Here is a 23,551-nt window from a genome sequence, read left to right as displayed (position 1 = left end):
CGGCTACGCTCAGTGCGAACGGAGAAGTTTCGAACTGCAGTCCCCGCACCGCTCAGGCCTCGCCCTTGCCGGCCAGGCGGCCGTAGGACGGCGGCCTATCCTCCGGCGCGGCGCCGAACTTCTTGTTCGGCGTATCGCCCATCACGAAAGCCAGCGTGCCGCCGGCCGCGAGCTCCGCGTGGCTGATCCAGCTCTTCGTCCATGGCTTGCCGTTCCAGGTCACCGACTGGATGTAGGCCTTGCCCGGGCCGTTGCCGTGCGTTTCGACAATGAGCTTCTTCCCCTCGCCCAGCGCCATCTCGGCGCGGTCGAACAGCGGGCTGCCGAACACGTAGTTCGCACTCACCGGATCGACTGCGTACAGGCCCAGCGCGCCCAGCACGTACCACGCCGCCATCTGGCCGCAGTCGTCGTTGCCGGCGATGCCGTCGGGCAGCGGCGGGTACATGGTCTCCAGCAGCATGCGCACGCGCGACTGCGTCTTCCAATGGCTGCCGGTGTAGGCGTAGAGGTAGGCCACGTGGTGGCTGGGCTCGTTGCCGTGCGCGTACTGGCCGATCATGCCGGCGATGTCCGGCGGCGCACCGGGGGGCAGCCTGGAGCTGGTGGTGAACAGCTCGTCCAGCTTGCGTTCGAACGCCGCCACGCCGCCGAACATCGGCATGTAGCCGTACAAGTCGTGCTGGTTGAGGAAGGTGGCTTCCCACGGGTTCGACTCGGTGAAATCGCGCCACTTGTCGAAATGCCCCATCTCGCGCGGGTCGAACGGCTCGATCCACCGGCCCTTGCTGTCGCGCGGGCGCACGAAGGTGATCTTCTCGTCGAACACGTGGCGGTAGTTGCGCGAGCGTTCGCGCAGCTTCTTCGCATCGTCCTGCGCGCCCAGCCGTTCGGCCAGGTGCGAGAGCGCCCAGTCGTCGTAGGAGTACTCCAGCGTCTTGCTCACCGACTCCCATTCCTGGTCGGCGGGGATGTAGCCCAGCTTGCGGTACAGCGGCAGGCCGCGATAGTCGTCGTCGAAGGCGCGCTTGCGGTAGATCGGCCACGCCTTGGCGTAGTCGATGCCGGCGAAGCCCTTGGCCTGCGCCTCGGCGATCACCACGGCAGAGTGGTAGCCGATCATGCAGCCGGTCTCCACGCCCTGCAGCGGCCACACCGGCGGGCCATCCGGGCTTTCCGCGGCCATGCGCACCAGGCCGTTGACCAGGTCGGGCACCTTGTCCGGCTGGTACAGCGTGTAGAGCGGGTGCAGCGCGCGGTAGGTGTCCCACAGCGAATAGGTGCTGTAGTTGTGTTGGCCCTGCGGCAGCTGGTGCACGGCGAGATCCATGCCGCGGTAGCGGCCATCCACGTCGCCGAACAGCGTGGGCGCGAGCATGGTGTGGTAGAGCGAGCTGTAGAACGTGCGCTTGGCCGTCTCCGACGGCGTGTCGATGCGGATGCGCGACAGCTCGGCTTCCCAGCGCTCCGCCGCGGCCTCCCGCACGTGCTCGAAATCCCAGTTCGGCAGCTCCGACTCCAGGTTGCGCAGCGCGCCGTCGATGTCCACGCCGGAGATGCCCACCTTCACCAGCAGCGGTGCCTTGCCGGCGTCGTCCAGGTGCAGCGCGGCCTTGAGGTGCGTGCCGCTGGCCTCGCCCGTGCCGCTGGGCAGCGGCTGGTTCTCGCTGTACAGCGTGGCCTGCGTGAACGGCCGCGACAGCTTCATCGCGAAGTAGATGTGGCGTCCGTTCGCCCACTGGTGCACGCGGCGGCCGCCGACCAGGGTGTCCTTGCCCACCAGCTTCAGCGTGGCGTCCGACACCTTGCACGGCACCTTGGGGTCGTCGTGGTAGCCGTGTGCGAGGTCGACCAGCAGGTGCGCCTTGCCGCCCTTGGCGAAGGTGTAGCGATGCAGGCCGGTGCGCAGCGTGGCGGTCAGCTCCGCGAGGATGTCGTGGTCGGCGAGGCGCACGCGATAGTAGCCGGGCACGCCCTGCTCCGATGCCTTGTCGTAGCGCGACCGGTAGCCCTTGCCCGGATGCGCCACCGAGTCTGCGGTGAGGTGCGGCCCGTGCGCCGCGCCGTCGAACCGGGAGTAGTAGTTCTCCGCCGGCAGGCCACGCGCGCCCGGGTCCAGCAGCACCTCGCCCTGCGCGGGCATCACCAGCACGTCGAGCATGTCGCTGGCGCCGGTGCCGCTGAGGTGCGTGTGCGAGAAGCCCATGATCGAGCCGTCGGCCTGGTGGTAGCCCGAGCAGGCGTCCCAGCCGAAGTCGTTGGTGTCGGGCGAGAGCTGTACCATGCCCCAGGGCATCGACGCGCCGGGATAGGTGTGACCATGGCCGCCGGTGCCGACGAACACATCCACCCAGCGCGACACACCGTTCTTCGCCAGCCCGGTCAGCGCCGCCGCGCTGCCCTGGCCGCGCGGCGCGGCCAGCGTGCCGCGCGGATCGAGGCCGCCAAGCAGCGTCAGCGCCGCTGCGCCTTGCAGGAATCGTCTACGGGTCACCATGGTCGTGGGCTCCTTCGGGGAATGTGGAAGTGCAGTTGTCAGCGCAGCAGCTCGGGGTGGTGGTCGGCCAGTCCTGCGATCAGCTCGCCGAACAGGCTGTTGGCCCAGGCGAACCAGGGCCGGGTGAATTTCGCGGGATCGTCCTGGTCGAAGGCCTCGTGCATGAAGCCGGTGCCGGCGTGGGTGGTCTTGAGCCAGTGCAGGCACTGGCGGATCTCGCCGGCGTCGTCGCTGGTGAGCGCGCGCACCATCAGCGACATCGGCCAGATCATGCGCAGGCCTTCGTGCGGGCCACCGATGCCCTCCGCCGCCGTGCCGCGGAAGAAATACGGGTTGCGTGCGCCCCAGGCGCGGGCGCGGGTGCGGCGGTAGCGCGCGTCGTCGCGCGCGCAGAAGCCAAGGTAGGGCAAGGCCAGCAGGCTGGGCACGTTGGCGTCGTCCATGAACAGCTGGTTGCCGTAGCCGTCCACCTCGTAGGCCCAGAAGTCCTCGCCGGCTTCGGTCATGACGGCATGCTTCCCGAGCGCGGCCTGTACCTCGGCGGCCAGCGCCTCGCAATCGGCGGCGAACGCCGCATCGCCGTGCAGCGCGCGCGACATCTCCGCGAGCTGGCGCAGCGACACCACGGCGAAGGCATTCGCCGGTACGAACAGCGGGTAGGTGCAGGCGTCGTCCGAGGGCCGGAACATCGAAAAGATCATCCCCACCGGCTTCGCCGGATTGCCGTAGCCGTCCAGCGGCACCGTGTCCGTGGGCACCGCCGACGCGCGCTGGAAGTGGTACGGCCCCGGCCCGTGCTTGCGCTGCTGCGCACGGAACGTCGCCAGCACCAGGTGCATCGCGGCGCGCCAGTCGTCGTCGAACGGCACGCGGTCGCCGGTGGCTTTCCAGTAACCGTGGGCGATGCGAATCGTCCAGCACAGCGAATCGATCTCCCACTTCCGCTCGGCCACGCCAGGCTTCATGTCGGTGAGGTCGTGCTGCGCCCAGCTCAACGTCGTCTTGCCCCGCGGGTCGGGCAGGAAGGCGTTCGCGTACGGGTCGATGGCGATGCACGCCGCATGACGATGGATCAGCCCGCGATACAGCCGGCGCAGCGACGCGTCCTTCGCCGCCAGCGGCAGGTAGGGCCATACCTGCGCCGAGGAATCGCGCAGCCACATCGCGTCGATGTCGCCGGTGATGACGAAGGTATCCGGCTTGCCGCGCAGCGTGTCCATGTGCACCGTGGTATCCAGCGTGTTCGGGTAGCAGTTGCCGAACATCCAGGCCAGCTCGGGATCGCCGATCTTCGCCTGCAGGCGGGTGATTTCCGCCTCCACCGCAGCGCTGGAAAACCTGCGCCTGGCGGGCGGCGGGCGACGGCTGGGTCGTACCTGTGCCCTGGCCGCCATGGCGATGCCGGGCCAGGCCGCCGCGACGGCGCTGCCGCCGATCAGCTTGAGCAGGTCACGTCGGGAGAGCGCACCCATGGTCATGGTGTCAGCACCTCGCTGCCTTTGATGGTGAATGCGGCCGTGACACCCTGGGCGTCGCCGGGCTGGCCGCCACCGATGAAGACCCGGTAACGACCGGGCTCGACGGCACGCCTGCCCGCCGCATCCACGCTGCTCAGGTCGCGCGCCGAGAGTATGAAGTCCACCCGCCGGCTCTCGCCGGGCGCGAGATGCACGCGCCGGAAACCCACCAGCGCATGCCGCGGTGCCTGCGGCGACGGCGGCACATCCAGGTACACCTGCACCACTTCGTCGCCCGCGCGCTGGCCGATGTTGCGCAGCTCCGCGCCCACCTGCAGCGCGCCGCCCGCCTCCAGCGCGTCCGTCGACAAACGGGGCGCGGCATAGGCGAAACGCGTGTAGCTCAGTCCGTAGCCGAACGGATACAGCGGGGTGCCGCGGAAATAGCGGTAGGTGCGCCCCTGCATCGCGTAACTGTCGAATGGCGGCAAGTCGTGCACCGAGCGGTAGAACGTCACCGGCAGGCGGCCGCCGGGATTGGCGTCGCCGGCCAGCACCTGCGCGATAGCGGTGCCCCCGGCCTGCCCCGGGTACCACGCGGCGAGAATGGCGTCGGCGTGCTGCTTCGCCCAGTCCAGCGCCACCGCGCCGCCGGACATCAGCACCACGACCAGCGGCTTGCCGAAGGCCGCCGCATGTTCCAGCAGCGCGCGCTGCGCCGCCGGCAACGCCAGCGAAGTTCGGTCGCCACCGGCGAAGCCCGGCACGTCGACCTGCAGCGCCTCGCCCTCGACATCGGGCGACAGGCCGACGAAGGCGACCACCGCGTCCGCCGCGCGGATCGCGCGCCCGGCTTCGGCCAGCTGCGCCGCGGGCGGCGCCAGCCATTGCAGCCGCACGCCCTGGTCCCGGCTCGCATGCACCAGTTCCAGGCGCAGCGCATGGGGCCTGGTGTCGGTGAAATGCAGCTGCGCCTGCATGTGCGTGCCATCGCCGTCGTCGACGAGCACCGGCTTGCCGTCCACAAAAAGGCGCACCGCATCGTGCGCGCTGCAGTCGAAACAGCGGTCCACGTGCACGGCCAGCAGATAGTCGCCCGGCCCCGGGGGCAGCAGCTCGCCGCGCCAGCGCACCGCGTAATGGCCGGCATCGAGCCCGGCGGCCGGGGCCGCGCGGTCCCAGTCGAAGTCGATCCGGCGGTCGGCGCGCACCCGCTTCGCGGTGCCGCTGAAATCGGTATTCGCGTAGTACGCGCCGCGCAGGCCGACGGCGCCATCCGGCGTACGCAGCGCCGTCTCCGGTACGGGAATGGGCACGCCCGCCGCGACCGGCGCACCCTGCGCGTAGCTCACGCGGCCGGCGCCGAAGCGCGCCCGCAGGCCTTCGAGCGGGGTGACCGCCGCACGCGCGGTGCCGTGGTAGTTCGCCTCCAGCGTTTCCAGCGTGTCGGCGTCGGGACCGATCACCGCAAGGCGCAGGCCGCTGCGCAGCGGCAGCGTGCCGTGCGCGTTCTTCAGCAGCACCAGCGACTCCTGCGCCGCCTGCCGCGCCAGCTTGCGGTGTGCCGCGCTGTCGATCTCGTTCGCGCCGATCTGCGCATAGCGGCTGTCGCCGCCGAGTTCGCCGAGGCGGTAGCGCGCGGCGAACAGGCGAACGAGCGACGCGTCCAGCGCGGATTCGGGCAGCGCGCCCTTGCGCACCTCGGCGGCCAGGCTGGCGTAGGTGTGGCCGCAGTCGAGGTCGGTGCCGGCGTGCAGCGCGGCCATGGCCGCCTGCCCGTCGTCAGGCCTGTAGTGGTGGAAGGCCGAGATGTCGCCCACCGCGTCGCAGTCGGACACCACGTAGCCCTTGAAACCCCAGTCCCTGCGCAGCCACGTGTCCAGCAGCGTCGCATCGGCGCACGTGGGCACTCCGTTCAAGGCGTTGTAGGAGCACATCACCGAACCCGCGCCGCCCCGGGTGACCGCCGCGCGGAAGGCCGGCAGGTAGGTGTCTTCCAGGTCGTGCGGCGAGACCACCGCGTTGAAACTGTCGCGGCCGGTCTCCGGCCCGCTGTGCGCCACGAAGTGCTTGGGCGTGGCGATGGCGCGCGGATGCCGCGGATCGTCGCCCTGGATGCCGTGCACGAAGGCCACCGCGAGGCTGCCGGTGAGGAACGGATCCTCGCCGTAGGTTTCCTGGCCGCGCCCCCAGCGCGGATCGCGGTCGATGTTGATGTTGGGCGACCAGATGGTCAGGCCCTGGTAGCGCGCGTGCGCATGGCCCGCGCCGACCGCGTTGAAGCGGGCGCGCGCCTCGACCGAAACCGTGGTCCCCACCTCCTGCAGCAACGGCGCATCCCAGCTCGCGGCAAGGCCGATGGCCTGCGGGAACACGGTGGCGTAGCCGTCGCGCGCGTGGCCATGCAGGCCCTCGTTCCACCATTCGTAGGCAGGCACGCCGAGGCGCGGGATCGCCGGCGCGTCGTTCTGCAGCTGCGATACCTTTTCCGCCAGCGTCATCTTCGCCACCAGCGCCGACGCGCGCGCTGCCGCGCCTTGCGTCTGCGCCGCAGCCGGTCCGGCCGCCAGCAGCAGCGCAAGAACCGCCGTGCCGGCCCCGCGCTTCCTCATGGCGCAGCCACCGTGGCGCCATACAGGCTGCGCACCACCAACGAATGACGCAGCGCTGCCGCATCGGACGTGCTGTCGACCTGCAGCGTCACCGACTCGCCGGGCAGCAGGTCGAAGGCATTGTCGGACAGCCGCGCATCGGGATCGGCATCGCCGAAGTCCACCCACACCTCGCGGGCGAGGTGCTGCGCGCTCACCGTGATGCTGCGGCCATCGGCAGACAACTCCGCCTTCAGGCCGGGATCGGGCAGCGCCAGGTTCTTCGCGTCGTCGAAGTAGACCAGGTGGCGCGAGACCGGCTTGCCGTGGTCGAGCAACTCGAACACCGCCACCGTGCGGCGCGGATCGGCGCCGTGCAGCAGTTGCGCATCGCTGTAGTCGCCGGCCGGGGTGCTGGCCAGCGCCGCCACGTGCGCGGGCTGCGTGTGTTCCCACAGTGGCTTGCCGTCCATGTCCAGCACGCGCACCCGCAGTTCGGCATCGAGCGGCGCGGTGCGGTCGGACACCAGCGACACCCGGGTCTGGCCGTCCTTGCGGATCGCCACCACCCGCAGCGGCGCATAGAAGCGCCTCGCGTGGTACTGCAGCGCCTTCCAGCGGCCGTAGTAGTCGATGCTGGCCCAGGTCACGCCGGGCCACACGTCGTCGAGCTGCCAGTACATCGAGCCCATGCTCTGCGGGCGCGAGGCGCGCAGGTGCTCGGCAGCGAGCTGGATGCCCTCGGCCTGCATCACCTGGCTGAGGTACACCAGCGCGGCGAAGTCTTTCGGCTTGCCGTACGCGCGCTCTACGTACATCAGCAGGCGCTGGTTGCCCCTGCCTTTGTCGAACTTCTGGTGCGCGCGCAGCACCGGCGAGTCGATGGAGAGATCCTTCGGATCGAGCACGCTGCGCAGCGTCGCCATCGCGGGAAAGGACTGCAGGCCGTACTCGGACTGGAAGCGCGGCGTGACGTCGAGGTAGGCGCTGGCCGGCAGCGCCTTGCCCGACCAGACGTCCCAGTAATGGTAGTCGCCGTCGTCCAGCACGTTGGCCTTGCCGTCGTAGTCGCTGCTGGGCGTGCTGGGCCAGTACGGCGTTTCGGGCGACTGCGACGCCACCACATCGCGCAGCGTGTGGTCGAACAATTCGCGCATGCCCTGCTCGATGTGCTGCACTTCGGCCTTGGGCTGGGTGGCCTTGAGATGCGCACCACCGCCCCATGATTCCCATGCGGTTTCGACTTCGTTGTTGCCGACCCACACGACGATGGACGGATGGTCGCGCAGGCGATCCACCTGGTAGACGGCCTCGGCGCGCGTGTTGTCGCGGAAGGCCTTGTCGTAGGGCGGGATCGCGCCGCCGAACATGAAGTCCTGCCACACCATCAGGCCGAGTTTGTCAGCCTTGGTATAGAACGCGTCCTCGAGGTAATAGCCACCACCCCAGACGCGCAGCATGTTCATGTTGGCGTCGCGCGCGGACTGCAGCATCGCATCGATGCGCGCCGTGGTGACACGGTTCGGGAAGCTATCCATCGGGATCACGTTCGCGCCCTTGGCGAAGATAGGCACGCCGTTCACCACGAAGGCGAAGCTCCTGCCCCACCGGTCCTTCTGGCGCAGCAGCTGCACGCTGCGCAGGCCGGTCTGGCGCTCGGCGCTGGCCACGGCCTGGCCATCCGTCGCGACATCGACCTGGAAGTCGTACAGGTTGGGCTTGCCGTAACCCACCGGCCACCAGCGCTGCGGACGGGCGATCTCGAACGGCAGGGACACTTCGTTGGTGCCGGCTTTCAGCGCCACCTCGCGCTGCAGCGACTGCGCGCCGCCGTCCGGTGCGCGCCAACGCAGCGTGACCTGTGCCTTGCCCGCCACGTCGGACGCGATGCGCAGCTGCGCCTGCAGCTTTGCCACGTCGGCGTCGACCTTCGGCTGCGCAATGTGGAAACCGGCGAGGCGCAACGTGTCCCAGCTTTCCAGCCGCACGTCCTGCCAGATGCCTTCGGTGACGATGCGCGGGCCCCAGTCCCAGCCGTACTGGTACGCGGCCTTGCGCACGTAATTGGCCGTCTGTTTGCCCTCGGGTTCGTCGCCGAAGGCCGAATCGAATTCGCCGGGCAACGCATACGGCTGCCTCAGCAGCCAGGGCTGCAACCGTGCGATCGGCGAGTGCAAGGTGACTTCCAGCGTGTTCGCCCCCGCGTGCAGCCAGGCCTTCGCGTCGACGCGCCAGCGGCGGAACATGTTGTCGGCGGCCAGCAGCCTGTGGCCGTTGAGTGTGACGTCAGCGAAGGTATCCAGGCCGTCAAACACTAGGTCCACGTGCCTGCGCGCCAAGGTGGCCGCATCCACGGTGAAGGTACTGCGGTACTGCCAGTCGGCCAGGCCCACCCACTGGATCTTCGCCTCGTCGTCGCGCCAGTACGGATCGGGCACCAGCTTCGCCGCCAGCAGATCGGTCTGCACCGTGCCCGGCACCTTGGCGGGCAGCCATCGCGCGGCTTGCGGATGCTCCGCGGCGTGGCGGTCGCCGGGTGCGAGCCGGAACTGCCAGCCGGCGTCCAGCGACTGTGTCACCAGCGACATCGCCCTGCCCGGCAGCGGCGCGCCCAGCACCAGCAGGAAAAGTGCGACGGCCAGACAGCGCCCCGGGCCGCCTGCCCGCCCGTGCCTGCGACGCTGCATCGATGCCCCCGTCGTGCGTCGCGCCATCCGGTCTGCCATTACCCGCCCCTCTTGTCTCGCCCGCACTCCGGGGACCGCGTCGTCGCGCCCCGTCAGGAGGTCGTCGCGGCCACTCTCGCCATCGATTTAGATCGATCCATGTGGACGCTAGCACCGACCCGGACATGGCGCATGCCGCACTGCAATAAATCGGGCACGAAGTCGTGGGGGCGTCGTCGCGTGGCCGCTTCAACCGATCCAAAGCATGCGGCCGCGGGGGGTGACCCCGGACGCCGCCGGCCCGCTCAATAGTCCAGGCGGAGACCGAGCAGATGGAGGCTGGCGACGAACCACAGCGTGGCGAGGCAGGCCAGCAGCAGGGCCGCGCTGTTGACCTTGCGCCACCAGCCACCGCCCCGCGCGCGCCATGCATGCCATGCGTTCATCGCCGCCGCCGCGATGCCGAGGACAGCCAGCAGGCCGACCAACTGGATCAGCCGCAGGGCACCGTCGAACCCGCTGTCCATGCCGGCGATGTCCGCATCGAGGCGCGCCAGCACTCCGGCCCAACCGGCAAAAAACAGCAGCTGCGCGATCGCCGCCACCCGGCTCAGCCGGTACCACAGCCGCGCCCGGCCGGTGAGCGCGAACGGCTTGCCGCAGGCGCGACGCACCAGCGCGGCCACGGGCCACAGCAGCGCGGTGAGCGCGAGCACCAGCACGATCAGCCCTAGCAGCGGCAGGTTCCACGCCGCCGAACGCCACGCGGGCACCGGCAGGAACACCGTCACCGGCGAGACCGCGGCTATCGAGATCCAGCGCACCCGCCCCTGCTCCACCCGCGCACCGAGCAACTCGTGACCGCCCACCGCGCGCCACAGGAACGGCGCCGCCTCGCGCCAGTGCCGGGGACGACCCGCGAGATCGTGGAAGTCCGGCGTCACCAGTTCGCCGTTGGCCGCCTGCTCGACGCGCACCTGCGAGAGCAGGCCGAGCATCGCCATGAAGTTCGACTGCGAGGCGCGGCTGCTCGCATAACGCCCCACCAGCAGGGCGCCGTCCCTGCCCGCGCTGGCCAGGGCGGCTTGCGCCACTTCCGGCGGCGCCGGGAAATAGCGGTCGGAAAAACCATCCAGCAGCTGCTTGCGCAGGCCCCCGTCGCCGCGGCCATCGATGGACACGAACACGCCCACGCCCTGCTGCGGGAAAAGTGCCAGCTCGCTGTGGAACCAGCGGGTGTCGCCGGCGTGGCCTAGGATGTCCTGGCCGTCGCGGTCCATGTGATAGAACCCCAGCGCCATCGCGGGCAGGCCGGGCACCGCGGCGTGACGGTAATCGAGCATCTCGCGCAGCGCGGCCGGCGCAAGGATCTGCGCGCCCCCGTAACTGCCGCCCTGCAGCATCGCCAGCATGAAGCGCGCCATTGCCTCGCCACTGGCCGACAGCGCCCCGGCCGCCGCCGCGTTGACCAGCTCGAACGGTTTCGCCGGCCCGTCGCTGTACGCATAGGACTTCGCCATGTGCGGCGCCAACGCGGCCGGCAACGGCTGGCGGAACGTCGCGTACCGCATGCCCAGCGGCTGCAGGATGTGCGCCTCGACGTAGTCGTCGAACGGCTGGCCCGACACGCGCTGCACGATGTAGCCCGCCAGCGCCGCGCCGTAGTTGGAATAGGCAGGCACCTGGCCCGGCGGGTACACGCGTGCGGGCACCCACTCCTTCACCCACGCCGCGTTGCCGAGGAAATGCCGCGGGCCGGGGGCGAACAGGTTCTTGACCGTCTCCTCGAAGCCCGCCGTGTGCGTCATCAGCTCGCGCAAGGTCACCGGCTGGCCGTCGCGCGGCGGTATCCTGAAATCGAGGTACGTGTTCACGTCCGCATCGAGATCGAGCTTGCCCTGTCCGACCAGCTGCATCACCGCGGCCCAGGTGAACAGCTTGGAGATCGAGCCGACGCGGAACAGCGTGCCGGCCGGATCGACCGGCCTGGCCGCCGCCACGTCGGCATGGCCGTAACCTTTGGACAGCAGCACCTGGCCGTCCTTGACGATCACCACCACCGCGCCGGCGAGGCCATTCTTCGCCAGGCCGTACGGCATAAGCCCATCCAGCCATGCACCGGCATCGTCCGCCGTCAGCGGGTGCGCACCCAGCGGCACCGGCTTCGGCGGCGCCTGTTCCGCCAGCGGGCGGATCTCGATCTGCGCCGCCGCCACCGTCGCGAACATCGACAGCAGGGAGCACAGGCACAAGCGCAGCGGGCGGTTCATGGGATATCCGTGGCGTCGGCGGAAACGGGACCATGCCATCAAAACACGCCGCCCGTGAAATCCAGCCAACGGCACGCGGCCACGCACCGGAATCGCGACGGCGCCCGCAGCTTGCGCGTCTCGCCGGCCGCCCGTTGCACCGGATGGATACTTATGCGAACCACGAGTTGCCGCGCTGCGATGCTGTCCGGAGGCCGTTCAATGCCGGCGCAGGCTGCGCGCAGGCATTGGCAAGGCTCTAAGCTTGCGCGGGTCGCCTTGCGCAGGACCACCTTGCTTGACGCCGCCCAACCAACCCTCGCGCCCGCCCGGCCGCGCCACGGTCCGGCCGGAGCTGTCGTTCCGCCAGATCTGGAACATGTGCTTCGGCTTCCTCGGCATCCAGTTCGGCTTCGCGCTGCAGACCGCCGATGTCAGCCGCATCTTCCAGACCCTGGGCGCCTCGCTGGAGCAGATCCCGGTGTTGTGGGTGGCGGCGCCGATCACCGGGCTGATCGTGCAGCCGATCATCGGCCACTGTTCCGACCGCACCTGGACGCGGCTGGGCCGGCGCCGCCCGTATTTCCTGGCCGGTGCGCTGCTGGCCACGCTGGCGCTGCTGTGGATGCCGGACGCCGGCACGCTGTGGATGGCGGCGATCCTGCTGTGGCTGATGGACGCCACCTTCAATGTGGCGATGGAACCGTTCCGCGTCTTCGTGGCCGACCAGCTGCCGGTGCAGCAGCGGCCGCAGGGTTATCTGCTGCAGAGTTTCTTCATCGGCGCGGGCGCGGTGGTCGCCTCGATGCTGCCGTGGATCCTGGCCCAGCTTGGCGTCAGCAACGTGGCGGCGCCGGGCGTCATCCCCGACACGGTGAAGTACGCGTTCTACGCGGGTGGTGCCGCGCTGCTGGGCGCGGTGCTGTGGACGGTGGCGACCACGCGCGAGTATCCGCCGGAACAACTGCAGGCATTCGATCCCGCGCCCGCCACCGGCACGCTGCCCGAGCTGCACGGCATCTGGCGCAACGGCAGCGCCTGGCTGCTGGGCGGGGTGATCCTCGCCCTGCTGATCGCCCGCTTCGGCTTGCGCGACGAGGTGTACCTGCTGGCCGCAGGCCTGGCCATCTACGGCCTGCTGCTGCTCGGCTACAACCTGGCGCTGAAGCTGCACCCCGTGCTGAATCGGCGGCGCGGCCTGCTGGGACACGTGCTGGGCGACCTGCACGTGATGCCGTTGGCGATGCGCCAGCTGGCCTGGGTGCAGCTGTTCTCGTGGTTCGCCATGTTCGCGCTGTGGATCTACGCCACCGCCGCGGTGGCGCAGGTGCAATACCACGCCACCGATGCGCACTCGGCGCTGTACAACGAGGCGGCGAACTGGGTCGGCGTGCTGTTCGGCGCCTACAACGCCTGCGCCGCGCTGGCGGCGTTCGTGATCCCGTGGATGGTGCGCCGCTGGGGCCTGCGCGCGAGTCACCTGCTCAACCTCTGGCTGGGCGGCGCGGGACTGCTGGCCTTCCTCTTCGTGCGCGACCCGCACTGGCTGCTGCTGCCGATGCTGGGCGTGGGCTTCGCCTGGGCCTCGATCCTCTCGCTGCCTTACGCGATGCTGTCGGACAACCTGCCCGCGGCGAAGATGGGCGTGTACATGGGCATCTTCAATTTCTTCATCGTGATCCCGCAGCTGGTCGCCGCCAGCATGCTGGGCGAACTGCTGAAGCGCTGCTTCCACGGCCAGCCGGTGTGGGCGCTGGCCAGCGGCGGCGCGAGCCTGTTGGTGGCGGGCCTGTGCACGCTGCGGGTGCGCCTGGCAGAACCGCGGCCGGCGCCACCGGGTCAGTAGCTGGCGACGCCGCGTTCGCGCCCCCAGACCACCGCGGCGCCGCGCCGTTTCACGCCGATCTTGCTGTACAGGTTCGCGACGTGGTTGCGGACGGTGTTGCGTGAAAGTTCCAGCGTGCTGGCGATTTCCGCATCGCCCATGCCCTTGCAGATGAGTCCCAGGATTTCCAGTTCGCGCGGCGTCAGCTCCGCCAGTTCTCCCCCGGCACTTCCCGGCTGGCGTATCTGCGCGAGCTTTTCCATCACGGTGTGGCTGAACCACGAGGTGTCCTTCATCACCGTTTCGATGGCAAGGATCACGTCGGCTTCCGCGCGCTTGCGTTCGGTGACGTCCTGCAGCACGCACAGCACGCAGGCTTCGTCCTGGATCGTCACCGGTTCGGCGGAAAGCAGGCAATCGATGGCGGAACCGTCGCGCGTGGCCAGCGGGACTTCCAGGCCGCGCGTCTCCTGTCCCGCGTCAAGGCTGACGCACAGCTCATCGAGGATCCTGGCGCTCTTCCAGAGCCCGATTTCCCGGATGGTCTGACCCTGGATATCGGGGTGGTGGTACCCGGTCGCGCCGCCAAAGGCCTCGTTCGCCGCCAGCACGCGCCAGTCCGACCGCACGCAGATCAGCATGGGCACAGGGGCCGACCGGAACGCCTTGGCGAACTGCTCTTCGCTCCGGCGCAGCGACGCCTCGGCCCGCTTGCGCGCATCGAGGTCGGCGAAGGTGAAGAGCATGCACGCTTCGTCGTCCATCTCGATCGGCTGGGCGGCGACGATCACGAATTTGTCGGCGCCGTCGTTCACCCGCACCAGCGCCTCCTGCTGCGGGATCGAGCGGTGTTCCCGCATGGCATCGAGCGCCGCTTCCCGGTGCTCGGCGTCGCGAAGCACGTCCAGTTCGTGGAACGGACGGCCGACCACCTGTTCCTGCGTGAGGCCGGTCATGTCGAGGAAGCCGCGATTCGCCCTCACGTAGCGCGAATCCGCCAGCTGCAGGATCACCGCGGGTGCCGGGTTGGCGGCGAACGCGCGCTCGAAGCGGTCGGCGGCGCTTTCGCGCTCGGTCACGTCGTTGATGATGAGCACCAGCGATTCGATGATCTTCCGCGTGCTGACCACCGGGAACCCGCGCAGCTCGAGCACGCGGCGGAAATCGTCCCGCGGCCGGCGGGTCACCTCCACCGTCATCTCGTCGAAGCGCTCGCCGGCGACGAGGCGGTCCAGCGGATATTGCCTGGCCGCGAGCCGGTGGTTGTTGAGATAGCGCAACGCGAAGCGCTTGCGGTAGCCGACCCTGCCTGCGCCCAGCTGCTCGAGTCCGGTGCAGCCATGCATCTCCAGTGCGGCGTCGTTCGCCCACGCGATCGACCCGTCCAGTTCGACCACCAGTACGCCCTGGACCAGGTTGGCCAGGATCTGCTGGAGCTCGCTGCGGTCCCTCGGTGCCTTCGGTGCTTTGGCGCTCATCGGCAATCCTGCAAGTTTCCGGGAGGCCGCCATTTCGGGAGCGAACGGCGCGCATTGCAACCGGTAGAAACCTACCAGGCCGGCTGGTCAAAACTTCTCTATCACAAAGCGCGCGGTGGCCATAGTTTCGATGACGGCCCACGACAGGCCCTTCGATAGAGGAGTCCCCCATGCAAGCCACACGCTCACCCAGGCAGTCCGGCCGTCCCGACAAGCACCACGAGCCGTCACCGCAACGCCGCCCGGAGCCGCGTCCGCCCGGCGGCGGAGACAAGGATGGCGGCCGCCATCCCGACACGCTGCGCCGCCCCGGCGAAGGCAAGCAGCGCGACGCCCGCACGCCATCCGGGCGCTGAGGCGAAACCCCCGATCGACCAGGAGACAAACGGCATGAAAGCATTGCGCACGATGTCAGTACTCACCCTCGCCGCGGCGTTGGGGGCCGGAATGATGGCCAGCGACGCGCTCGCCGCGCCGCAAACGCCCCCCGCGGGCGATCACTCGGCCGACGCGGGACAAGCCGTCAGCGACGCATGGATCACGACCAAGGTGAAAGGCGAACTCGGCACCACCAAGGGCGTGAAAAGCATGGACGTGGACGTGAAGACGGTCAACGGCGTGGTCACGCTGACCGGGGTGCTGGCCACCCGCACGGACGTCAGGAAGGCGGTGGCCGCGGCCAGGAGCGTGAAGGGCGTCAGGGACGTCGACGCCTCCGGGCTCAAGGCAAAGGACTGACCGGGCACGATGGCCGCCCCGGAGCAGCCCGCCGCGTCGCCATGGAGAGCCTGCCCGGGCTGCGACAGGATCGGCGAAGAGTGGCCGCGGATTGCCGACAGGCTGTTGCGCCGCTGGCGAAAACTCACCGTGGACGATGTCCTGTATCCGTACGGCAGCGCCAGGTACCTGGCGCGGGTGCTGCAGGACCGCTACGGCATCGACAGGCAGGAAGCACGGCTGCAGGTCCATGAATTCGAGCGCGGCCTGTAGCAGGAAACGCACTCCCTCCCGGCGTTGTCGCCGCGACGGAGAACGAATCATCCCACCTCGAATCACCCCGCTCCAATCCCCTCATTGCGGAGAACCAACGATGAACGAAGACAAGATCAAGGGTCAATGGAAGCAGCTCCACGGCAAGCTCAAGGCGCGCTGGGGCAAGCTGACAGACGACGACCTCATGGTCGCCGACGGCAGCACCGAGTACCTGGCGGGCAAGCTGCAGGAACGCTACGGCATCGCCCGCGACGAGGCGAAGAGGCAGATCAAGGATTTCGACCTCGATCTGGATCTGTAAGAGTCCCTGGCGCGGATGCCCCTCCGTGGGGCATCCGCGCCCCGCTCTTCGAACATCCCCACCTGCGGCGTCTTCCGGCCGGCGCGGCGTTCCGCGCGACCCGCCCTGCATCCGCAACACGCCATGGCTGCCCTGGCCCCGCCCCCGCGGGCAGGCGGCGCGACTGCCTGGAGGCAATTGGCCCTGGGCCGGTGCGCCGACATCCCGGCCGGCTGCACGCGCGACCGGACACGGGGCGCGTTGCGCCATAAGCGCGCTCCACCACGCAGCACCGAAAACCCGCCCCACACCACCGAGGAAAACACCATGCTCTGGTACGCCGTCGTGTTCCTGATCATCGCCATTGTCGCCGGCGCCTTCGGCTTCCTGGCTGTCGCAGGCGTGGCCGCCACGATCGCCAAGATCCTGTTCGTCATCTTCCTCATCCTGTTCGTCGTCTCCATCATTTCCGGGCGCAGGCGCGGCTAGCACCGGCCCGGCACGGGTGCAGCCCGTGCCGGGGGCGGCCGGGACCGAAGCCGGATCCACAGGCCGGCGCGTGGCCGGGTTGCAGCCTCCACGCAACCACGGCCCCGCGCCGGCCGCCGCAACGGCGGCGCGCCAGGCCAGCCGGCAAGCCGATGCCTGGCGCATCGTTCGGCGTGCGCGGCCGTTGGCTGCAGGCGCAGGAAGCGTCCCGCCAGGTCATGAATCCGACAGTCGCCGGCGCGCATTGGACATGCGCCGCCGATGCCAGGCCTGGAGGCCGTTCCTACCATGGAGCGGTCCCCCTTGCCGTTTCCGGTACGGGCATACCGGAAACGGCAGGAACACCCGATGGCCATCGACCTCGACCGCCCCTACCCGCTCGCCGCGCGGCAGATCGCCGACTACCGCCGCGACGGCTTCATCCGGCTCAAGCAGGTGTTCGACGCCGATGAGCTCGCCCAGTACGGCGCGGAGATCACCCGCCTCACCATCGCGCTGAACACGCAGACCCGGCCGCTCGAAGAGCGCAGCACCTACGACCGCGCCTTCCTGCAGGTGATGAACCTGTGGCGGCAGAGCGGAACGGTACGCGAGTTCGTGTTCGGCAAGCGCCTCGCCGGCATCGCCGCCGCGCTGCTGGAAGTGGACGGCGTGCGGCTGTACCACGACCAGTCGCTGTACAAGGAACCGGGCGGCGGCATCACGCCCGCGCATGCCGACCAGTACTACTGGCCGCTGGCCAGCGACCGCACCATCACCGCCTGGGTGCCGCTGCAGGCGGTGCCGCGGGAACTGGGCCCGCTGGCGTTCTTTGCCGGCAGCCAGCACGTGGAATTCGGCCGCGACCTCGGCATCTCCGACGAGAGCGAACGCGCGATCACCGCAAACATGCAGGCGCACGGCTTCCCCGTGGTCGACGAACCCTTCGAGCTCGGCGAAGTGAGCTTCCACTCCGGCTGGACCTTCCATCGCGCCGGCCCGAACCGCTCGACCCGGCCACGCTCGGTGATGACGGTGATCTACATGGACCGCGACATGCGCCTGAAGGCGCCGGACAACCACATGCAGCAGGCCGACTGGGAGCGCTGGTGCCCCGGCGCGCGCGTGGGCGAGGTGGTGGACACGCCGGAGAATCCGCTGCTGTTCGAGCGGGACCCGTCCGCGGACCAGGCCAGCGCATGACGCCCGGCGTCGTCCGCGGCAACGCGGTCATCGCCGACGGCGAAGGCCGCTTTGTGGTCGGCACCGTCGAGGTCGATCCTCCCGCCGCGGGCGAGGTGCGGGTGGCGATCGCCGCCGCCGGCGTCTGCCATACCGACCACGCCTCGCTGCGCTGGCCCGGCCCGCTGGTGCTGGGGCACGAGGGCGCCGGCCACGTCGAGGCCATCGGCACCGGTGTGCAAGGCCTGGAGATCGGCCAGCCGGTGCTGCTGAACTGGGCCATCCCCTGCGGCCATTGCTGGCAGTGCGGACACGGCGCCGCGGCGCTGTGCGAGCGCACCCACGAACGCGACGTGCCACGCCTCGGCCGCAGCCGCGCCCACGCCGGCGCCACGCGCTGGCTCGGGCAGGCCATCGAGCGCTCCTTCCATCTCGGCACCTTTGCGCACTACACGCTGGTGCGCGCCGAAGCGGTGACGCCGCTGCCGCGCCATCTCCCGCTCGACACGGCCTGCATCCTCGGCTGCGCGGTGATGACCGGCGTGGGTTCGGCGGTGAACGTGGCGGCGGTGGCGCCCGGCGACACGGTGGCGGTGCTGGGCTGCGGCGGCGTGGGCCTGAACGTGATCCAGGGCGCGCGCATCGCCGGTGCCCGCCGCATCATCGCGATCGACCGCGTACCGGCGCGGCGGGAGCGCGCCCGCGCACTCGGCGCCACGCACACCCTGGTGCCACAGGCGCACGACGGCGACCACGCGCAGCTCGTCGCCGAGGTGCGCGCGTTCACCGACGGCCGCGGCGTCGACCACGCCTTCGAGGCCACCGGCGTGCCGGCGCTGGCCTTCCTGCCGCTGAAGCTCGCCCGCAACGGCGGCAACGCACTGCAGCTGAGCGGCGCACACGGCCCGGCCTCGCTGGAGCTCACCGACCTGTTCTGGAACAAGCGCTATCTCGCGCCGCTGTACGGCGACTGCGTTCCGTCGCGCGATTTTCCGCGGCTGTTCGACTGGATCGCCCAGGGCAGGCTGGAACTGGCGGCGCTGGTCAGCCACCGCTACCCGATGGAGGCGCTGGACCGCGCCTTCGACGACATGCTGGCCGGACGCAGCAGCAAGGGCGTGCTGCGCATCGCATGAACGACGAAACCTTCCGCACCATCGAGGTCTCCGATCCCGCCATCGCGGCGGACGGGCTCAGCTTCGCCACCGTGAAAAGCCGCGCGCTGCGCCGGCGCGCCGACGTCACCCTCTACGTGCCGCCCGTGGCGCAGGGCGTGGCGGACCTGCCGATCGTGGTGCTGCTGCACGGCGTGTACGGCTCGCACTGGGCCTGGGCGCTGAAAGGCCGCGCGCACCTCACTGCCGCGCGGCTGATCGCGCAGGGTGCACTGCCGCCGGTGGCCCTGCTGATGCCGTCGGACGGCCTGTGGGGTGACGGCTCCGGCTACGTGGTGCACGCCGACCACGACGTCGAGCGCTGGATCGTCGACGAGATGCCGGCGCTGGCGCAGGAGCTCGTCGCGGACTGCAGCCCGCGTTCGCCGCTGCTGGTGGCCGGGCTCAGCATGGGCGGCTTCGGCGCATTGCGGCTGGCCGGCAAATACCCGCGGCGCATCGCGGCGGCGGCGGCGTTGTCGGCGGTGACCGATGCCAGCCAGTTCGATGCGCTGATCGAGGAAACCCGCAACGGCTGGAACCCGGCGCTCGCCGACCGCAGCGTGCCGGCCGCGCTGGCCTCCGCCAGCGGCCCACGGCCTGCGCTGCGCATCGACTGCGGCCTCGACGATCCCTACCTGGAAGGCAACCGCGAACTGCACCACCAGCTGCAACGCAGCGGCATCGCGCACCGCTATGCCGAGGCCCCCGGCGGCCACGACTGGGCCTACTGGTCGGCTACGCTGGAACAGACGCTGCGCTTCTTCGGCCAGGTGCTGCGCCCTACGGAGGACGATGCATGAAATCCGCACGACCGCTGGCCGCTGCCTTCGCCGCCCTGTTCGCCTTGTTTGTCCTGCCCGCGCCGGCCGCGACGCCGCCGCCCGCGCAGCCGGCCAGCCAGGTGTTCTACCAGATCTTCTTCCGCAGCTTCCGCGACTCCGACGGCGACCGCATCGGCGACCTCAAGGGGCTGGCCTCGAAGCTCGGCTACATCCGGCGGCTCGGCGCCACCACCTTGCTGCTGACGCCGCTGCAACCCTCGCCGTACTACCACAACTACTTCGCCACCGCGTTCAAGGCGATCGATCCCGCCTACGGCACGCTGGACGACTACTTCGCCTTCGTCCGCGCCGCGCATGCGCAAGGCCTCAAGGTCTACCTGGACGAGGAGTTCCAGTACGTCGCCGAAGGCCATCCGTGGTGGCGCGACTCGATCTGCAGGCCTCACGCCAGGTACGCCGGTTACCTGCTGTGGAAAGACCCGCAGCACTGCGTGGCCGAGCCTTTCCTCGACAAGGCGAAGTGGCTGGGCTACGACGGGCGCGACATCGGCATCGCGATGGTGAACCTGGAAAACCCGGCGGTGCGCGACTACTTCCGCAACCTGCTGCTGTACTGGGCCGACCCGCACGGCGACGGCAGCGGCCGCGACGGCGTGGACGGCTTCCGCATCGACCACATGATGGACGACCTCGACCACAAGGGGCTGGACAAGCACCTGTTCGCCGGCTTCTGGGCGCCGATCTTCCGGGCGCTCAAGGCGCGCCGCCCCGCGCTGCGCATCCTCGCCGAACAGGCCGACTGGGGCTACGGCACGAAGTGGCTGACCGCCGGCCACGTCGACATGGTGTTCGCCTTCCCGCTGCGCGGCGCGCTGGTATCGCTGGACAAGGCCGCCATCGTGAAGAACATCCGCGCCACCGAGGCAGCCACGCCGCCGGGCAAGCAGCAGGTGATCCTGCTGGAGAACCACGACGTCGACCGCTACATGTCGGCAGTCCACGACGACCCCGCGAAGGCGCGCGCCGGCGCCGCGATCGAATTGATGCTCAAGGGCGATCCGCTGATCTACTACGGGCAGGAACTGGGCATGCGCGGCGTGCAGCCGAAGAACATCGGCAAGTCCGGCGGCATCCCGCTCACCGACGCCGTGGGCATTCCCGTGCGCGAGGCCTTCCGCTGGAACGCCGACCTGGAAGCCGCCGGTTCGGCGATCTGGTACCGCGGCGACCAGTGGTTCTGGAAAGACCGCTACAACCGTTCGCGCGACGGCGTCTCGCTGCAGGAAGAAGAAGCCACTCCCGACTCGCTCTACCACTGGTACGCCAGGCTGCTGGCGCTGCGCCATGCACGGCCGGAAATCGACGGCGGCGGCCAGCGCATCCTCTGCGACGACGGCAGCGCGGTGCTGTGCATCCTGCGCGAACAAGGCGACCGGCGCACGCTGCTGCTGGTCAATCTCGGCAAGACCGCGGCACGTCCGCACCTGGGCGCGACGTTCCCCGCCGGTGCGGCGTGGACCGACCTGCTGGACGATGGCCAACCCGGCACGGTGGACGCCGTGCTGCAACCGATGCAGGTGCGCATCCTGGGCACGCCGCCGCGCTGAACGCGAAATCGGGGACAATCCGGCGGGTCACGGCGGCACAGGCAACGGCCATGGCCCTTCCTCACCTCGATCGCCCCATCTGCGAACCGGTGGAACTGCCACCGGGCGCACCGGTGCGGGTCGAGCGCATCCGGCAGGGCGGTAGCGCGCCGCGCAGCGAGCCGTTCGTGCACTTCCACGACGTATACGAGCTGGTGCTGTTCGGCCGCGTGGCCGGGCACTTCGACGTGGAGGACCATCGCTACGCGCTGGCGCCCGGCTGCCTCGCCTTCATTCCCTCGATGCGCCAGCACGATTTCTCGCTGGAGGCCGGCCCGCGTGATTGGGTGCTGGTGCAGGTGGAGGCCGCGGCCGGCGAGTCGCTGGCGCGGCGCGCCGGGCTGGAGCGCCTGCGCGCACCGTTCTGCGCCCGGCCGGACCGGCACCTCGGCCAACGGCTGCAACAGCTCGCCGACTGGCTGGTCGAGCTCGACCCGCTCGATCCGCTGGCCTTGCCGGTGGTCGAGTTGCTGTTGCGCGCGACCACGCAGGCGCCGGCGGTCGCGGGCGAAAAACTGGCCGCCCATGCGAGCGGGCTGCGGCGCCTGCGCCCCGCCATCGACTGCCTGCGCCGCCGCCCCGCGGAGGCGCCCGGCGCGGAGCAGGCCGCGGCGCTGTGCGCGATGTCGGCCGCCTATTTCAGCCGCCGCTTCAAGCAGCAGGTCGGCATGAGCTGGAGCGACTACGTGCGCACGCACCGCCTGCACCTGGCCAGCCGCCGCCTGCTTGAAACCGAGCAGAGCATCGCCGCCATCGCCGCGGACCTGGGCTTCGCCACGCCCTCGCACTTCGGCGAGCTGTTCCTGCATCGCTACGGCGTCACGCCGGGCGAGTACCGGCGCACCGGTTGCGATCGAACTCCGTCGCGGCGCCGCTGAAGCGCCACGACGCCTGCCCCGCGGCGGTCGCTATTCCTTGAACGCCGGGCCGGGCAAGGCGTCGCAGGAGTCCACCTGCCGGGGGCGGAAGTCGTCGCTGGTGGTGATCCAGTGGTCGCCCAGCACCGAGCGGTAGCAAACCCCGGTTGAAACGTACCGCCTGGCGTGGTCTAGCGCCTTCCACAGGTCGAGCAACGGTCCCTCGCCCGGCTTCTGCATTTCCACAAAGTAGGCGGAATCCCTGGCGGCCACCGCACGTCCGTTCATGGTTCCGGTGATCAGGTTGGCCTGCAGGGTTTGCAGGTCGCCGGCATTCCTGGCGCAGCAGTGACGCAACAGGTCGGCGGTGTTCTTCATGGGCGCCTGCTGGTAGCTCACCGTGAACTTCTCGACCAGGGCCGGGCCGACACCGGCATTGCCCAGCCCCAGCATGACCATGGCATCGCCGTTCTTGCCCACGTTGTTGGATTCGTGCTGCAGGTAAGGCCACGAATTGGCCATCACCAGCTGCTTCATGGCGTGGTGGTTCTGGATGGCGATGAACATCGACACCACGGAGAGCACCAGCGCGCTCATGGCCAGCATGATGTCGACCAGGCTGTGTCCCGATTTGTGCGGGTGTGCGTGTGTCTCAGGTTCCAGTTCCATATCCCACCCCTGTCTTCCCGTGAAGTCGTTGCCGGCGCATCGGATGCGGCCGGTTGCAGCGCGCGATCATCGCGACCCGGGGTGACGGGCGCAAGGGCCGGAAGATCCTTGCGCCGGGGCGGGGTTGGCGGTCGGGGCGCCCGGTGGCTATCTGCAATGCCGCAGCTGCGCGCCGTATTCGCCGGCAAGGCGGTCGACGTAGTCGGCGGTCTGCAACAGGTGGCGGTCGTGCCGCCAGTGGCCGCTGCGGTAGCCGCCGATGCCTTCGTGGTAGGCAATGTACAGATGCCGCGGGTCCCACTTGGAGATGCCCAGCTCGCGATGGATGCGGTCGGTGTACCAGCCGAGGAAGTCCAGCGCGCTGCCCATGTGCTTGCGGCTCTTGAACCAGCCGCCGTTGGCCTTGCGGTACTCGCGCCACACCGGGTCCTGCGCCTGCGCGTAGCCGTAGGCGCTGGAGCGGCGCGGCAGCGGGATGAACAGGAAGTGCGGCCGCCCCGGGCGGGCCTTCTCGCGGTAGTCGGATTCCCGCTGCACGAACGCCATCAGCACATTGGCCGGCGTGCCCCAGCGCTCCTGCGCCGCATGCGCGTCGCGGTACCAGCTTGGGTACTGCTGGAAGACCGAGCAAAGGTTGTGGGGATCGCGCGGCGGTGCGGTGGCGCAACCGGCCAGCGCCAGCAAGCCGATGGCAAGAACTGCCGCGCCAAGATGTCGTACTGTTCGATGCACCCGGATTGCCCCTGCGCCCTTT

Annotated in this window: 19 protein-coding genes; 11 read left to right on the top strand and 8 right to left on the bottom strand. The window is 69.7% G+C overall.

Annotated features, from left to right (window positions below):
• Positions 1 to 52: 52 nt before the first annotated feature.
• The 5 genes from AC2EWF_RS13660 to AC2EWF_RS13640 form a co-directional block, all read right to left on the bottom strand.
• A complete protein-coding gene (locus tag AC2EWF_RS13660; RefSeq protein WP_483639934.1) occupies positions 53 to 2,497 on the bottom strand; it encodes a GH92 family glycosyl hydrolase in 2,445 nt (814 codons plus the stop codon).
• 38 nt (positions 2,498 to 2,535) lie between these two features.
• A complete protein-coding gene (locus AC2EWF_RS13655) occupies positions 2,536 to 3,975 on the bottom strand; it encodes a glycoside hydrolase family 125 protein (RefSeq protein ID WP_483639933.1) in 1,440 nt (479 codons plus the stop codon).
• Positions 3,972 to 6,566, bottom strand: a complete 2,595-nt coding sequence (locus tag AC2EWF_RS13650; protein ID WP_483639932.1) for a glycoside hydrolase family 3 C-terminal domain-containing protein — start codon at positions 6,564 to 6,566, stop codon at positions 3,972 to 3,974. Before AC2EWF_RS13650 ends, AC2EWF_RS13655 begins: the two co-directional genes overlap by 4 nt.
• Positions 6,563 to 9,232: a beta-mannosidase gene (locus tag AC2EWF_RS13645; RefSeq protein ID WP_483639931.1), complete on the bottom strand. Its 2,670-nt coding sequence runs from the start codon at positions 9,230 to 9,232 to the stop codon at positions 6,563 to 6,565. Before AC2EWF_RS13645 ends, AC2EWF_RS13650 begins: the two co-directional genes overlap by 4 nt.
• 284 nt (positions 9,233 to 9,516) lie before the next feature.
• Positions 9,517 to 11,481, bottom strand: a complete 1,965-nt coding sequence (locus AC2EWF_RS13640; protein WP_483639930.1) for a serine hydrolase domain-containing protein — start codon at positions 11,479 to 11,481, stop codon at positions 9,517 to 9,519.
• Positions 11,482 to 11,839: 358 nt separating this feature from the next.
• On the opposite strand from AC2EWF_RS13640, the gene AC2EWF_RS13635 reads away from it, so the two are divergent.
• A complete protein-coding gene (locus AC2EWF_RS13635) occupies positions 11,840 to 13,306 on the top strand; it encodes an MFS transporter (RefSeq protein WP_483640433.1) in 1,467 nt (488 codons plus the stop codon).
• Here the strand turns inward: AC2EWF_RS13635 and AC2EWF_RS13630 are convergent.
• Positions 13,300 to 14,763 (bottom strand): helix-turn-helix transcriptional regulator, encoded by a 1,464-nt coding sequence (locus AC2EWF_RS13630; RefSeq protein WP_483639929.1) that lies wholly within the window; start codon positions 14,761 to 14,763, stop codon positions 13,300 to 13,302. The genes AC2EWF_RS13635 and AC2EWF_RS13630 overlap by 7 nt on opposite strands.
• Before the next feature lie 170 nt (positions 14,764 to 14,933).
• On the opposite strand from AC2EWF_RS13630, the gene AC2EWF_RS13625 reads away from it, so the two are divergent.
• The 10 genes from AC2EWF_RS13625 (at position 14,934) to AC2EWF_RS13580 (ending at position 22,149) form a co-directional block, all read left to right on the top strand.
• Positions 14,934 to 15,119: a hypothetical protein gene (locus AC2EWF_RS13625; protein WP_483639928.1), complete on the top strand. Its 186-nt coding sequence runs from the start codon at positions 14,934 to 14,936 to the stop codon at positions 15,117 to 15,119.
• 34 nt (positions 15,120 to 15,153) lie between these two features.
• A complete protein-coding gene (locus AC2EWF_RS13620; RefSeq protein WP_483639927.1) occupies positions 15,154 to 15,501 on the top strand; it encodes a BON domain-containing protein in 348 nt (115 codons plus the stop codon).
• Positions 15,502 to 15,630: 129 nt separating this feature from the next.
• Positions 15,631 to 15,753: a hypothetical protein gene (locus AC2EWF_RS13615; protein WP_483639926.1), complete on the top strand. Its 123-nt coding sequence runs from the start codon at positions 15,631 to 15,633 to the stop codon at positions 15,751 to 15,753.
• 100 nt (positions 15,754 to 15,853) lie between these two features.
• On the top strand, positions 15,854 to 16,057 hold the full coding sequence (locus AC2EWF_RS13610) for a CsbD family protein (protein WP_483639925.1): 204 nt from the start codon (positions 15,854 to 15,856) through the stop codon (positions 16,055 to 16,057).
• A gap of 306 nt (positions 16,058 to 16,363) precedes the next feature.
• Positions 16,364 to 16,525 carry a DUF1328 domain-containing protein gene (locus tag AC2EWF_RS13605; protein ID WP_483640432.1) on the top strand — a complete coding sequence of 54 codons (162 nt, stop codon included), beginning with the start codon at positions 16,364 to 16,366 and terminating at the stop codon, positions 16,523 to 16,525.
• 348 nt (positions 16,526 to 16,873) lie between these two features.
• Positions 16,874 to 17,707 carry a phytanoyl-CoA dioxygenase family protein gene (locus AC2EWF_RS13600; RefSeq protein ID WP_483639924.1) on the top strand — a complete coding sequence of 278 codons (834 nt, stop codon included), beginning with the start codon at positions 16,874 to 16,876 and terminating at the stop codon, positions 17,705 to 17,707.
• On the top strand, positions 17,704 to 18,822 hold the full coding sequence (locus tag AC2EWF_RS13595) for a zinc-binding dehydrogenase (protein ID WP_483639923.1): 1,119 nt from the start codon (positions 17,704 to 17,706) through the stop codon (positions 18,820 to 18,822). Before AC2EWF_RS13600 ends, AC2EWF_RS13595 begins: the two co-directional genes overlap by 4 nt.
• Positions 18,819 to 19,643, top strand: coding sequence for an alpha/beta hydrolase (locus tag AC2EWF_RS13590; protein WP_483639922.1), 825 nt, complete (start codon positions 18,819 to 18,821; stop codon positions 19,641 to 19,643). The genes AC2EWF_RS13595 and AC2EWF_RS13590 overlap by 4 nt, the downstream gene beginning before the upstream one ends.
• Positions 19,640 to 21,232, top strand: a complete 1,593-nt coding sequence (locus AC2EWF_RS13585) for an alpha-amylase family glycosyl hydrolase (RefSeq protein ID WP_483639921.1) — start codon at positions 19,640 to 19,642, stop codon at positions 21,230 to 21,232. Before AC2EWF_RS13590 ends, AC2EWF_RS13585 begins: the two co-directional genes overlap by 4 nt.
• A 50-nt stretch (positions 21,233 to 21,282) precedes the next feature.
• On the top strand, positions 21,283 to 22,149 hold the full coding sequence (locus AC2EWF_RS13580; protein ID WP_483639920.1) for a helix-turn-helix transcriptional regulator: 867 nt from the start codon (positions 21,283 to 21,285) through the stop codon (positions 22,147 to 22,149).
• Positions 22,150 to 22,179: 30 nt separating this feature from the next.
• On the opposite strand, the gene AC2EWF_RS13575 is transcribed toward AC2EWF_RS13580, so the two are convergent.
• Both AC2EWF_RS13575 and AC2EWF_RS13570 read right to left on the bottom strand, forming a co-directional pair.
• Positions 22,180 to 22,797 carry a hypothetical protein gene (locus AC2EWF_RS13575; RefSeq protein ID WP_483639919.1) on the bottom strand — a complete coding sequence of 206 codons (618 nt, stop codon included), beginning with the start codon at positions 22,795 to 22,797 and terminating at the stop codon, positions 22,180 to 22,182.
• Positions 22,798 to 22,944: 147 nt separating this feature from the next.
• The gene (locus AC2EWF_RS13570) at positions 22,945 to 23,529 is read right to left on the bottom strand and encodes a transglycosylase SLT domain-containing protein (protein ID WP_483639918.1); all 585 of its coding nucleotides are present in this window, start codon (positions 23,527 to 23,529) and stop codon (positions 22,945 to 22,947) included.
• Positions 23,530 to 23,551 lie beyond the last annotated feature (22 nt).

It is taken from the genome of Rhodanobacter sp. sgz306013 (assembly GCF_057031145.1).
The sequence above is the reverse complement of the archived record's forward strand: the minus strand, read 5'-3'. Positions and strand labels throughout refer to the sequence as shown.